We start from the raw sequence: 14,190 nt of genomic DNA, 5'->3' as shown, positions 1-14,190 counted from the left end.
AATCATCCATTTTAAACATTCGTGCAAGCACCTTAATAAGCAACGACAGGTGCTGCTTCCAATGGCGATCCCGTTCCTACCTTGGGAGTAGTAAAACAAGGAATTAGGAAAGTACACTGTTCTTCGTAACCAATGGATATGACAAATGTACCATCTATGTAAAAACAGAAGGCAGCAATAAGCCACCTCCTTAACCAGTGAATACATCTTCCTCTGGATAACGGACCGATGATTGTCTACGTTTAGCAAAGACAAACGCCATGGTAAGCGGTCCTATTCTGCCAATAAACATCATTATCATAATGACTATCTTACCGATGGTAGTTAAATCTCCTGTTAAACCCATTGAAATTCCGACTGTACCAAAAGCAGAAATGACTTCAAATGCAATCGAAAGAAAAGGAGCCCTTTCCGTAATGGTTAATATGAAGATAGCTAAAAAGATTAAACTTATACTAATCATCATAATTGACAAAGCTCGGATAATAATATGAAGTTTTATCGTCCGTTTAAACGCTGTCGTTTCACTTTTTCCACGCAAAAATGAAGCAGTAGCTAAAAGCATAACAACAAACGTTGTCACCTTTATTCCACTTCCAGTAGAGTCACTACCCGCTCCGATAAACATAAGTAGCATCATTAGCAGTATAGAAGGTACAGTCATTTCAGTGATATCCAGTGAATTAAAGCCTGCGGTTCTTGGTGTAACTGCTTGAAAATAAGAGCCCCATAGTTTATCAACAAAAGATAAATTACCGATTGTTTCAGGATTGCCATACTCTAGGAAAAACAAGACGAACAATGCAATAATATTGATGACTAAGGTTCCAGATAGCATTAATTTGGAATGTAATGATAATTTTTGAAACCCTTTTTTATCCCAAATATCAACTAAGACGGTAAACCCGAGTCCACCTGTAATAAATAAGCCTGTAATTACAATATTTACAAGTGGATCCCCTACATACTGTGATAGGCTATCAGACCAGAGAGAAAATCCAGCATTATTAAAAGCTGATATGCTATGAAATAAACTTTGGTTTAAACCGTCAGACCAGCCAAACTCTGGAACCCATTTAAAAGATAAGCATAAAAAGGCAATTGCTTCAATCGTAATAGAAAAGATGAATAATAGCTTCACAAGTCGTAGCAATCCACCTAAAGAAGTTTGATTTAAATTCAAAGACTCCTGCGTTAATAGCCTTTGTCGCAAACCTATTTTCTTACGCATCATCATTAAAATGAGGACGGAAAATGTCATGAGTCCTAAACCGCCAATTTGCATTAAAAACATAATTACAATTTCTCCAAACAACGTATAAGTTGAACCCGTATCGACAACAACTAAACCAGTAACAGTTATTGCTGATGTAGCAGTAAACCAAGCATCCAACCAAGAAATCGGTTCATACGTGGCTGTAGGAACTTTTAAAAGTAAAGTTCCAATTAAAATTAAAAACAAGAACGTGATTGCAAGAATTTGAGGTGGATTAAAATAAATAATTATTCCACGTAATGGATGTAAAGAGATAATCTTCTTCATCGTACCCACCCCTTTTTGCTAACGACCCGATGTTTTTGCGCACCATTTAATACTACATTAATACTTTCTGAGTCAATTTTTACATTTGTTGTTACAATCATGTTGCATCCTTCTTTCTATCCATACCTAAATGCTTTGTTTCATATAAAAAGACCATCACAAATATGGTCTCAAAGGTTTGCTGATTTCCCTAGGACCTCTCTCCTAACTTTATCAATGCTTACGAGGTTAGCTGTCGGGTTAGGGATGGAGAGCGCCCCTTCCTCAAAAAAGAATTCACCCCAAGGCCAAAAACGATGATTTCATTGACCTATCTTTCATTGGTTCCCCCGCTCAAAAAGATTCAGCAAAAGGTACATGGATTCATTTTATTCTTCTTACGATAAGCTATAATTTACTCCGATTTTATAAGGTTGTCAATATATTTTTTACTAGTTTTTTTTACTTGTGAACTCCGGCGAATTGACAAAAATAACCATAAAGAGCAAGCTCTTTATGGTTATTTTCTTGCGCGCATTAAACGTAATGAATTAAATACGACCAATAGTGTAGCTCCCATATCAGCAAATATAGCCAGCCATAAGGTGAGCCAGCCTGGAATAACTAAGAGAAGTGCGATCACTTTTAAGCCTAGTGCAAAACTAATATTCTGTTTTATGATCGCTAATGTCTGTTTACTTAACCCCATCGTATATGGAAGTTTGTTTAAATCATCAGCCATTAACGCAACATCAGCAGTTTCCATGGCTGTATCCGTTCCAGCACCGCCCATGGCAATCCCGACATCTGCTGCTGCTAAAGCAGGAGCATCATTAATACCATCACCAACCATAGCAACTTTTCCATATTGCTGTTTCAATTCTTGGATAGCCGTTAATTTATCTTGCGGTAAAAGCTCGGACTTTGTCTCGCTTATACCAACCTCACGTCCAATAGCTGAACCAGTAGCTTGATTATCTCCTGTAAGCATAACCGTTCGCTTACCGAGCTGATGAAGCTTATCAATCATGGATGAACTGTCTTTACGTACCTGATCTGCAACAGCAATTAACCCTTCAATACTAGTTGCCGTTCCAAACAGCATAACCGTTTTACCTTGTGTTTGCAGCGTACGAATTTGCATCTGTAACTCCTTTAGCATATGCGCCTTACCTTGAAATAAGGCAGGACTGCCGATCATATACTCTATTTCATCAATCGTTGCCTTAGCTCCTTTCCCAGTAAAGGACATAAAATTATCGGCATGCAATTCGTTTACTTTATCTGCCTTCGCTTTCTGTAGTATAGAAGAGGCTAGCGGGTGTTGTGAATAGGCTTCAATGGCTGCTGCGTATGCTAATACATCCGATTTAGACATATTTCCTAATGAGATAATATCGGTGACAACCGGCTTTCCTTCCGTTATTGTTCCTGTTTTATCAAATGCAACTACTTCTAATTTGCCTGCTTCTTCTAAATGAATACCGCCTTTAATTAAGACTCCTTTACGTGCGGCGTTACCAATTGCAGTTACAATGGCTACTGGTGTCGAAATGACCAGTGCACAAGGACATCCTACAACGAGTACCGCCAATCCATTATAAATCCATTCTGACCAAACAGCACCAAAAAATAACGGTGGTACGACAGCAACTAAAAAGGCAATAATAATAATTGCAGGGGTGTAATATTTTGCAAAGCGATCAACAAATTGTTGAGAAGGTGCCTTTTCGGCCTGCGCTTCTTCTACTAAATGAATAATTTTAGCAATCGTAGTGTCATTTGCATATTTGGTAACTCGAATTTCTAATGAACCTTCTTCATTTAATGTACCTGCAAATACTTCATCTCCTGCCGTTTTATATATGGGTATGGACTCACCTGTGATTGCAGCCTGATTAATAGAAGATTCTCCTTTTATAACTTCACCATCCATGGCAATTTTTTCTCCTGGCTTGATGACCATGACATCATTCACTTGTACATCTTCGACATCAATTTCAATGAGGGAATCTCCCCTTCTGATAGTCGCTCTATTTGGAGCTACATCCATCAAAGAACGGATCGATTGGCGTGCTTTTTCCATCGAATAGCCTTCTAGCGCTTCACTTACAGCAAATAAGAAAACAACGACAGCCCCTTCTGCCCATTCCCCGATAATCGCAGCTCCAATAATGGCGATAGTCATTAACGTTTTCATATCAAACTCAAATTTTAACAGATTTTTGAAACCGCTTCGAAACAGATCCCATCCCCCAATAAGAATCGCAGCAGCAAATGTACTTACTGTTGCAAGATTACTTTCACCAGCTCGAAATAAAAATACATATCCTAAAACTGTTAATAAAAAGGATAGCAACGTGGTGACATTACTTTTCTCTTTCCAAAAAGGTTGTTTTTGTTCTTCCATACGCTGTCGTTCTGGAAAAATTTTAATTCCATCAAAAGCTCCAGCAGCTTCCAACTGTTCCACGGAGGCTTCCCCATGAATTGTAACTTTAGAGGCTCCAAAATTCAATTGTACGTCTTCTACCGTTTCAATACCTCGGATATTTTTTTCGAATTTTGCAGCACAATTCGTACAAGATAACCCTTGTAAGCGATAAACGTGCTTATTTTCCGCCACTGTCAACACCTTCTTTTGCATGAACTGTAGCTATCGTTACTAACTGATGCACATGCTCATCTTCTAAGGAATAGAAAACAAGCTTCCCTTCTTTTCGGTGCTTCGCCAATCCCATATTTCGTAATAGTCGCAAGTGGTGCGATGCAGTAGCCTTCGTTGCGCCAATGATATTGGCAATATCGCAAACACATAGCTCTCTTTCTAACGTTAAAGCGTAAGCAATTTTCAACCTCGTAGCATCTGCTAAGGCTTTAAATATTTGTTCAACACCATCCATTTTGTCTATTTTCGGACGAATTCGATTTACGGTATTCTCGTCATAACAAAAAGTCTCACAAACATCGGATTGTTTTTCTTTTTTATCTGCATCCGTTTTCATACCTTCATCACCCTTATAGTCAAATAGTTATTTGATTGTTTGTTTATAGTGTATGATTTTCCAATTTAATTGTCAATGTACGGTATGAAGTCAGATGTTAAATTTGACAAATTTGTGAACATGATTGATAATAAAGAAAATACTTTAAATTGAAATATTGGTTTTGAATTAGCAATACATGCACGAACATTATCAAATAAGAACTTCAACCAAAAGAATATGAATTTTTGTTACCTTTTCTTAAAGGAGTGAAGGACCACATGAAAAATGAAAAGCTGTTAAATGCAACGAAATATGTTGGAGCAAGTACATTACTGATTGGAATCGCAATATTTTTGTATGGGTTTTTTGTAAGCGATTACAGTTATATTACTGGAATTGGCATTGGCACTGTCATGGGTGCTGTGTTCATTTTTCTAATGGGAGTATTTTTAGTAGCTACAGAAGAAATGATTGATAACACAAAGAAAAAGGAAAAAATGTATTCTAAATTTTAACGTACTTCTCGAATATCATATCTCTAGCCGTTTGCATTGTGTATGCAGACGGCTTCCTTTATGTATACGGTTATTTTTCACACCCTCTCTGGTTTTAAGTTTTTGACTTAGCATAGAAAATAGTGTTTAACTAAAAAAATTGACGTAATAGGTAAGCATTCTTATAATGGCTTGTGAAATAAAACCACTTTACCATAGATGTCGGAAATTAATATGGAGGGATTTGCAGTTTAAAACATCACCCGTTAAGTAAGCAGCATTATTTTACCTTAATCTAACATCAGCTCTATCCAGAAAAGGTGCAGAAATTATCTACAAGTCATATACATATGGAGCTTAAATGTTTACAAGATACTAGCTCTAATGAAGAAAGCTATGATAAAGTGAATCTCTTTAACCAGTGGGGTATATTCATCCCACGGCTTGGTTAGTACTGTAATGGTATGACCTAAAGACCCCTTACGAAATAGGGCATTTAGGTGTTGCTCTCTCCCACTTAGACTTGTTACAAATACAGATTATCCAACTCCTAAGCGGGAGGCTTAAGCACCTTATATACAGGATAAAAGGACTCTCTAAAAATTCGAAATGAACTTTTAGAAGAGTCCTCTTTTATTTTATACATATCCCCAAATCATAGCCAATAGCGTACCTAGCACAGTAAGAACGGCAATGATAATTCCGTAAAGTACACTAGTATAAATCGAACCTTTATCCTCAGATTCACCAGCATGCATAAACAGCACTAATTGCAATGTTGCTTGGGCAAACGCTGTGATTAAAAGTACCGTCATTCCTGCAGTAAATGACATATCCATGAAATACACTAGCAACGCGACACCTGTCAGAATGAGTGAAAACACAAAACCCATAACGTGTTTGGCTGGAAATAATTCCTTCATTTACATCATTCCTTTCAAGTAGACGAAGCTGAAAATGAAGATCCAAACAACGTCTAAGAAGTGCCAGTAAAGCGAGAAAATAAATGATTTATTAGCCGTTTGTGGAGTCAATCCACGTTTTTTCACTTGCATTAAAATCATAATTCCCCAAAATAGTCCGAATGTCACGTGCAATCCGTGCGTTCCTAAAGTCGTTAATAGAATCGAAGTGAAAGCACTCACCTGGAGGCCTGCACCCACATGCACATAATGCACAAATTCATAGATTTCAACACCTAAGAAAGCTGCGCCCAAAACGAGTGTAATGGCGAAAAAGGACATCATCGCTTTCTTATTGCCAATTCTCATCGCATGGACCCCAAGTCCAATGGTAAAACTACTCGTTAATAAGACCAGTGTTTCAATTAATACAGGTGTGATTTCAAAAATCTCAGAGCCAGATGGTCCATTTCCTGTACGATCAACCAAAGTAAAATAGGAAGCAAAGAGCGTAGCGAATAACATCACTTCTGCTCCAATAAATATCCAAAAGCCTAAAATATTTAAGCGTCCTTGTTCTGTACTATATTCAAGCGGCTGTGTCTTATCGATATTCACTATTTAGCACCCCGCAATTCTACTTCTGATTTTTCAAGTTCTTCTGCCGAAATATGATAGCCATGATCCTTTTCAAATGAACGGTGGATTAAACAAGCAATAATACCGATCAATGAAGCAATGACTGTTATCCACATACTAAATACAAATCCGAAACCAAAGATGAAGAAAAAGACAGCCATGATAAATGGCACACCGCTATTGTTCGGCATATGAATTTCTTTATAGCCACCCTTAAATAATTTATGGCCATTTTTCTTTGCATCCCAGAAAGCCTGTCTGGAATTTACTTGCGGTGTAATAGCAAAGTTATATTCAGGTACTGGATTATGTGTAGCCCATTCTAAAGAACGTGCATCCCACGGGTCATCACCAATATCTCTGGAAGCATATCGAGTACTATAGTAGATATTGTACACAATAAGAATGAACCCTATTGCCAACCCGATTGCACCGATAAATGAGAGCATATTCCATATTCCAAAACCAGTTGCTTCTGAGTAGGTGTACATCCGACGCGCTTGCCCATCTAAGCCGGAAATAAACATTGGGAAAAACGCTAAACATGTGCCACCTGCAATAAACCAAAAAGCCCACTTTCCAATACGTTCATTTAACATAAACCCAAACATTTTCGGCCACCAGTAAGTCAAACCAGCAAGCATTGCAAAGACAACCCCTGGAATAATTACTAAGTGGAAGTGAGCAACTAAAAACATCGTATTATGATATTGATAGTCAGCGGAAGCCATACCAAGCATAACCCCAGTTACACCACCAATGGTAAAAATCGGAATAAATCCTAACGAGTATAACATTGGTACAGTGAACTGAATCTTCCCTTTCCACATCGTAAATAACCAGTTAAATATTTTTATTCCTGTTGGAACGGCTATCGCCATTGTTGTAATGGAGAAAATACTATTAACTAATGCACCCTGCCCCATTGTAAAGAAGTGATGTACCCAAACAAGAAAAGATAGTAATGAGATAACTACCATGGAAATAACCATCGTGTTATAACCATACAGATTTCTACGTGAGAAGGTTGGGATAATTTCACTATAAATACCGAAAGCAGGTAAAATTAAAATATATACTTCCGGATGGCCCCAAACCCAAAATAAGTTAGCCCAAAGCATATCCATACCACCATTTGTTGTGGTAAAGAAATTTGTAGCAAACAAGCGATCCATGGTTCCCATTGCTAATGCAACTGTCAATACAGGAAAGGCAAATACAATGATGACATTGGTAATTAAACCAGCCCATGAGAACATTGGCATTTTCATTAATGTCATGCCTGGAGCTCGCATTTTAAGGATCGTCACAATAAAATTAATCCCAGTAATTAGAGTGCCTAACCCTGAAATTTGCAGAGAAAGCATGTAGTAATTAGTACCTACAGATTGACTTAGCTCATTACCAGCAAGCGGGAAATAAGACGTCCACCCAGAGCTTGGTGATCCACCAATAACAAATGATATATTGAGCAGCATAGCTCCCATAAAATAAAGCCAGAAGCTCAGTGCATTCAATCGCGGAAATGCAACATCCCGAGCACCGATTTGTAACGGTATGACAAAGTTCATTAACGCAATGATAAACGCCATTGCCATGAATATAATCATGACTACACCGTGCGTTGTAAATATTTCATTATAATGCTGTGCATCAAGCAATGTATTTTCAGGCACAGCTGTTTGTGCCCGCATCATTAATACATCTGCTCCTCCGCGGAATAGCATTAATAATGCGGAAATCATATACATGATACCTATTTTCTTATGATCAACCGTCGTCAGCCACTCACGCCATAAATAGCCCCATTTTTTAAAATAGGTTAACCCTGCTACAATTGCAATAGAAGTTAAAGCTATAGCAACCATAGAGGCATATATAGCAGGACTGGGATGCGGTACGGCAAATCGTTCAAAAAATTCCATTCTCTCTTCTCCCTCCTGGAAAATCTTGTTGTAAAACCTCGTACAGATTACTCGTTATGCGCTTCGTGCTCTGCACCTTCCTCTTCATGTTCTGCATGTTCAGAGCTGGTGCTTTCATGGGATGAGTGACTATTCTTTTTGTCGTCTGCACCATGCCCTCCATGATGCCCCTCAGGAGGTGGCATAAAATCCAAGTGTGTCCCAGTAAACGTTAATTGTCCTAAATGACCGGGTTCCAATAATTCATCGAATTTTTGTTCTGTCAGTGGTTCAGCAGTTTGTTTTACTTCTTTCACCCACTCATCAAATTCCTCTTGTGGCATCGCCTTTACGTTAAACGTATTTTCAGCAAAGCCCTCTCCACTAAAGTTCGCATTACGTCCCATAAATTCACCAGGAGCATCAGCACCTAAGTGCAATGTCGTAATCATATCAGACATCGCATATTTTTGTCCGCCAAGCTGCGGGATCCAAAAGCTTGTAATCGGTCCATAGGAATACAACTTGAATTCCAGCGGTCTATCAGTTGGTATATAGAGATAGTTTACTGTTTCAATATCCTGTTCTGGGTAACTGAAATGCCATTTCCAATCGGAAGAAGAAGCGTAGACAACTAATGGTTCTTTATCTCCATAACCTTCAGGCTTTGCCTCTACTTCGTAAGTGCTTTTTACGGAAATAACTGATAGTACAGCCACAATAATGACCGGTATTCCAACAACGATAGCTTCCACTACTTTATTTCCTTCAATATGTGGAGGCTCGTAGGAATCCGGTTGTTTCGACCCACGATATTTAATAAGTAAATAGACTAACATAACAAATACGGTAATAACGATAAACGCCATGATAGCAATAGAAATCCAAATCACATCTGCTTGTGTTTGTGCCTGTGGTCCCTTTGGATCAAGTACAGTTAACGGTTCACAGCCAGTCAACAAAGCTATTACAGTGATTAGAGCCCCTATTATGGCCCATTTCAATTTCATAAGAGATACCCCTCCCCCTAATTCTTGTTGTGTAATTATATTTGGATAAAATTTATGCTTCCTTCAAATTTCCGTTTTTTAATCTTAAAGCTTAGAAAAATTGAATACAACCCCCATACCCCAACCGTCAAAAAATGTTCACTAAAAATGTAACAAAATGTCGAACTTTTTTTGTATTAATTGTGTCTTTTAATAATAATTATAAATAAACACTTGTAAAAGAGTGTATATAATGAAGAATTAAGCTCAACAATTCACAATTGATAAGATGTATTACACCAAAATTAATTTTAAACATAAAACGATCATTTAGTATCATACTCAGTTAATAACCATTAGAAAATACCACAGCAAAAGATGCTATGGTTAACTAGTTTTACTCGCTTGCAAATATTGTTTTTACCAAGCGGGTAATGCATTATTGTTTATTTAATTGAAGTAAAAATAATCTATGAAGCCCTTTCTTACTGCAACATGTGCAGATTCTATAATTACTCGATGTTCTTTCGTTTGATTAATCCAAGGAATATAGGCATTAATGCACCAATAACAAGGACAGGTAACGTCCAATTACCTAGACCATCCCACCAATCCAATGCAATAAAAACGCTTTCTAAAGCGAGAAAAGCAAAAATGATCATACAAATATTTTTTAACTGATTTATCATTTTTCTACTGTTCAAATAAAACTTTTTTGCATTCGCTTCATTAAAACGCTTTGGATAATTATGTGATTCGGGATGCTTCTCAGCAATCCCCATAAATATTGCTATAAAAACTCCAGGAATCAGCAAAATAAGCAACTCCCATTTCGATCCCCAGCGAGTAATATCACCAGCAGCATTATAATGAGCAGGAATTCGATCAGGTATATCACGCCATATGAAAATAATAAAAATCAGCGTCCCAAAAAAAATAGAATAACCGATAACATTCCACATTCTCTCCCCTCTCGTCTTTGGAAGTTTAAACTTTGGCTGCTTCTTGGAATAGCTCATCACTTCTCCTCCTCTCCTTTCCATACGCTGTAAGCATAAAAAAGTTTCACCAAAATATTGAATTACTGTACGTCCCTATGCTATAGTTATATTAAATTTTTCAAAGTTTAAACTAAAGGAGTGAGGGTGATCCATGTTATTATCTGCTGTGCTTCAAATTGCTTGTGCTTAAAGACGGGAGAAGTATGCCCATTTTTCAAAACAAGCCTTGCAATTACAAGCAGCGGATAATCACCTGAACTCATGAAATAACGGTAAGATGGACGATATATCTTCTATTCGGCATCTATATCTTTTTGAGCAGGGCGGTGCGCTCTGCTTTTTTATATGTCAATATGAAAAAAGCGAGAGTTGTATGTTCCAAATGTATATCTGCCTTTTGGTCCATTGAAAAGGTATGTTATCTCCTTGTACTTGCAGGCAAAGTGTTGTTTTTTATTACGAACATTTTACAAAAAGGAGAAAAACCCATGAGTATACTGGACGTGCAAAACCTAAGCCACAGCTTTGGCGACAAAATGGTGTTAAAAGATATATCATTTCGTTTACTTAAAGGAGAGCATATTGGACTTGTTGGTCCCAACGGAGCAGGAAAATCAACATTATTCCACATTCTTACTGGAGATGTTATTCCAGATGAAGGACAAGTAAATTGGCATCCAAAAGTTCAAGTTGGAAATTTAGAACAACATATCCAATTAACTACTGGACAATCCATACGGAAATTTTTACAAGGAGCGTTTCAGGATTTATTTCGAGCAGAAGAAGAGATGCTGGCCATTACAGAGAAAATGGCTCAAATGCAAACGAAAGAACTTCAGCAATTATTACAGCAATACAGCCAGTTGCAGACTAAATTAGGTCAACATGATTTTTATCGTATCCCTGCAAAGGTGGAAGAAGTTGCTGCTGGTCTTGGTATTTCTCAGTTAGGTTTGGAAACGGATGTGAGTCAATTAAGTGGCGGACAACGTACAAAATTACTACTAGCCAAGCTGTTGTTGGAACAGCCTGATGTCTTACTATTAGATGAACCGACAAATTATTTAGACACTGCCCATATTGAGTGGCTCACAACTTATTTACAAATGTATCCAAATGCATTTATGCTCATAACACATGACACCAGCTTTTTAACTGATGTAGCGCAAATAATTTATCATTTAGAGCATAAACGATTAACGAGATATCCAGGAAACTATAAGCAATTTCTTCAAGCATATGAAATGCGCAGAAGACAAATACATCTCGAATATCAAAAACAGCAGGAAGAAATAATCAAGCTTGAAGGGTATATTCAAAAAAATAAAGCGCGTGCTTCAACCGCTAAGCAAGCTAAAAGCCGGGAGAAAAAACTAAATAAGATGGAACGGATAGAAAAACCTAGCCATAATCCAAAACCTATTTTCTCCTTTACCGTTACAACACAACCGGCAAATATTGTACTTCAAGCGACTAACTTAACGATTGGCTATGATAAACCTCTATTTACCAATGTAAATGTAAAATTGCAGCGCGGGGAAAAAATAGCGCTCGCAGGACATAATGGGATCGGCAAAACAACTACTTTAAAAACATTGCTAGGAAGGTTACAAGCGATAAGCGGAAACATATCGTTAGGCGACCGATTGCTTCCAGCTTATTTTGAACAAGAAATGCCTGCGATCGGAAAGCACACCGCTTTAGAAGAAATTTGGTCAGCATATCCTGAATTGACACAAAAGGAAGTAAGGCAAACATTGGCACGTTGCGGGCTACGATCCGAACATATATTTCAAGAGCTATCTTCACTTAGCGGTGGGGAGCAAACGAAAGTCCGCTTATGCAAACTCATGTTAGCAGACAGCAATTTTCTCATCTTAGATGAGCCGACAAATCATTTAGATATCGCAACAAAAAACGCACTTAAAGAAGCATTAGAAAACTACACAGGAACTTTAATACTTGTTTCACATGAACGATATTTTTACCAAGACTGGATTACCCGAGTTTGGAATATGGAGGAATGGAAGTAAGTAGTATTTCTTTCTTAGGGGTTCAAAAAATTCAGTCAATATGGGCGTGGCTACTCTGTTGTTTACCAACAACTATATGGAAATAAAGATAACGCCACGTCCTATTCTCCGAACAACTTTTCCTGGTGATTTTATACTTCTAAAGAAACCCAATGGGTCTTTTTATGAAAAGTTTTCCCCTTATATACGTGATTTCTTTCCTTAAATTCACAACAAATATGAAAGCAAATTTATTGGACTAATACTTCCAGTCAATGTAAAGTAAGCCTTCAATCAGTAGAGTTTTCTTTCATCCCCCCCACTGCTTGTTAGTAGCTCAAGGGTATGACCTTTACGAAATAGTGTATTTAGGTGCTGTTATCTCCCACATAAACTTGTTTCCGTACAGATTGCCCAACTCCTGAAGTGGGAGCAGCACCTTATCTGCGGTTCTACAAATACACCTTTTGCACTTCATATTGGAAACCACGGTAGCAATATCTTTGTTTAATATACATTTCCCGTGGTGTATCTTCTCCATCAGCGACTAAAATCACTAATTTATCAGGACAGTGATCCATTACAAATTGTTGCAGCATACTGCCTATGCCTTGTTTACGATATTCTTCAAGCACAAAAAGATTGTCGATCTCTGCTGTGCCTTTTCCAATAATCACGTCTACACAACCCGAAATATTTCCCCGGAAATATGACACGATTTGCCATTTATTTGGATTTTGAAAATCTTTTTTATATACATCTCGTTGTGCTTTTGCAAACTCGCTACCAAACAGCACATCTTGCTGATATTTTAAATTTGAGTAGTCCATATACTCATTTTCAGTAACAAATTGAATGCTTATATTTGAATCTTTTTCAACACACGGAAATTCCGAAGGCTTTATGGTAAAAAGTTCCAGATATCTATAATTATAATTATTTTCTATGAAATGCTTAATCAGCTCTTCCGTTGGCTTTATATTCTGTGGAAACGTAAACTTCACATGATGCTGTCCATGCCTTGAGTGAAAATCATGTAAATAAGCAGCTGTTTGCTCAAATTCTTCCAACGATGGCATCCTTAAAAAATGCAAGAAATTACTATTATACTGTAACAGCATGTCCTGATTTTGATAATGTACATATAAATCCGATTGCGCAACAACTTCACCTGCATGATAAATATGATCGAAACTAATTTTACACATTATAATTCTCCTATCATTGCGTAATTAAAAGATAATAGTAATTGTAATGCTGTTTTAATGTAGTAAATGGTTGTCATTTCCTTTTGCGAATAAGTTATACTACAATAGCCGTAACAAAAAACGACATCTTTTTTATTATACTATAATTATTCATTTTTGCAGAAGATCTATGAAATTTGGAGTCTGTCAAATATTCACGGAAACTCTTCTCAAGTGTATTTTAATTCGTACAGATTTAGTCTTTTTAATAGCTGTTACCAGAAAGTCCACAGTAGATATCCTCTGCTCTCCCTTCGCAAACAGGAATTAAAATCATATTCATTGTTCCTTCTTTCAAAACCATTCCGCTAAGATAAATTACCACTTTTCTAAACGGGAAAAAGACCCCCAAATTCCTGGAAGTCCTTTGCGTTTTCTATAACAAATGCCTAGTTCGTTTAAAATATATATCATGCTTTATTTATGAAGTCAGCCTTCAGTAACCTTTTCATTAATTGACGCTAAACCCGTTCAAAAAAACAGATAATTAAAC

The 14,190-nt window shown here is 37.2% G+C and carries 11 protein-coding genes and 1 riboswitch; of the genes, 2 read left to right on the top strand and 9 right to left on the bottom strand.

Translation table 11 applies throughout. The features are described from left to right. Positions 1–190 precede the first annotated feature (190 nt). The 3 genes from KBP50_RS02970 to KBP50_RS02960 all read right to left on the bottom strand — a co-directional run bounded on the left by KBP50_RS02970 (position 191) and on the right by KBP50_RS02960 (position 4,527). Positions 191–1,543 (bottom strand): TrkH family potassium uptake protein, encoded by a 1,353-nt coding sequence (locus KBP50_RS02970; RefSeq protein WP_210967612.1) that lies wholly within the window; start codon positions 1,541–1,543, stop codon positions 191–193. Between the two features lie 202 nt (positions 1,544–1,745). Beyond that, positions 1,746–1,902: riboswitch (cyclic di-AMP (ydaO/yuaA leader) on the bottom strand. A 140-nt stretch (positions 1,903–2,042) separates the two neighbouring features. Then, positions 2,043–4,148 carry a heavy metal translocating P-type ATPase gene (locus tag KBP50_RS02965; RefSeq protein ID WP_082240837.1) on the bottom strand — a complete coding sequence of 702 codons (2,106 nt, stop codon included), beginning with the start codon at positions 4,146–4,148 and terminating at the stop codon, positions 2,043–2,045. After that, the gene (locus KBP50_RS02960) at positions 4,135–4,527 is read right to left on the bottom strand and encodes an ArsR/SmtB family transcription factor (RefSeq protein ID WP_050349913.1); all 393 of its coding nucleotides are present in this window, start codon (positions 4,525–4,527) and stop codon (positions 4,135–4,137) included. The genes KBP50_RS02965 and KBP50_RS02960 overlap by 14 nt, the downstream gene beginning before the upstream one ends. Positions 4,528–4,787: 260 nt before the next feature. Here KBP50_RS02960 and KBP50_RS02955 point away from each other — a divergent pair, with 260 nt between their 5' ends. Further along, positions 4,788–5,024 carry a hypothetical protein gene (locus tag KBP50_RS02955; protein WP_050349912.1) on the top strand — a complete coding sequence of 79 codons (237 nt, stop codon included), beginning with the start codon at positions 4,788–4,790 and terminating at the stop codon, positions 5,022–5,024. A 617-nt stretch (positions 5,025–5,641) separates the two neighbouring features. On the opposite strand, the gene qoxD is transcribed toward KBP50_RS02955, so the two are convergent. The 5 genes from qoxD to KBP50_RS02930 all read right to left on the bottom strand — a co-directional run bounded on the left by qoxD (position 5,642) and on the right by KBP50_RS02930 (position 10,456). After that, a complete protein-coding gene (gene qoxD / locus KBP50_RS02950; RefSeq protein WP_050349911.1) occupies positions 5,642–5,926 on the bottom strand; it encodes a cytochrome aa3 quinol oxidase subunit IV in 285 nt (94 codons plus the stop codon). Continuing rightward, a complete protein-coding gene (qoxC, locus tag KBP50_RS02945; RefSeq protein ID WP_050349910.1) occupies positions 5,927–6,523 on the bottom strand; it encodes a cytochrome aa3 quinol oxidase subunit III in 597 nt (198 codons plus the stop codon). Beyond that, positions 6,523–8,469 (bottom strand): cytochrome aa3 quinol oxidase subunit I, encoded by a 1,947-nt coding sequence (gene qoxB, locus KBP50_RS02940; protein ID WP_050349909.1) that lies wholly within the window; start codon positions 8,467–8,469, stop codon positions 6,523–6,525. Before qoxB ends, qoxC begins: the two co-directional genes overlap by 1 nt. A gap of 47 nt (positions 8,470–8,516) precedes the next feature. After that, positions 8,517–9,458 (bottom strand): cytochrome aa3 quinol oxidase subunit II, encoded by a 942-nt coding sequence (qoxA, locus tag KBP50_RS02935; RefSeq protein ID WP_050349908.1) that lies wholly within the window; start codon positions 9,456–9,458, stop codon positions 8,517–8,519. Between the two features lie 491 nt (positions 9,459–9,949). Further along, entirely contained in the window at positions 9,950–10,456 is a 507-nt protein-coding gene (locus KBP50_RS02930; protein ID WP_050349907.1) for an SdpI family protein, read from the bottom strand. Positions 10,457–10,926: 470 nt separating this feature from the next. Between KBP50_RS02930 and KBP50_RS02925 the strand changes: the two genes are divergently transcribed. Next, positions 10,927–12,471, top strand: coding sequence for an ABC-F family ATP-binding cassette domain-containing protein (locus tag KBP50_RS02925; protein WP_050349906.1), 1,545 nt, complete (start codon positions 10,927–10,929; stop codon positions 12,469–12,471). Positions 12,472–12,902: 431 nt separating this feature from the next. On the opposite strand, the gene KBP50_RS02920 is transcribed toward KBP50_RS02925, so the two are convergent. Next, positions 12,903–13,658: a GNAT family N-acetyltransferase gene (locus tag KBP50_RS02920; RefSeq protein ID WP_050349905.1), complete on the bottom strand. Its 756-nt coding sequence runs from the start codon at positions 13,656–13,658 to the stop codon at positions 12,903–12,905. Positions 13,659–14,190 lie beyond the last annotated feature (532 nt).

The organism is Virgibacillus pantothenticus (genome assembly GCF_018075365.1).
Lineage (GTDB): Bacteria > Bacillota > Bacilli > Bacillales > Amphibacillaceae > Virgibacillus > Virgibacillus pantothenticus.
This window is presented reverse-complemented; position numbering and strand designations above follow the sequence as displayed.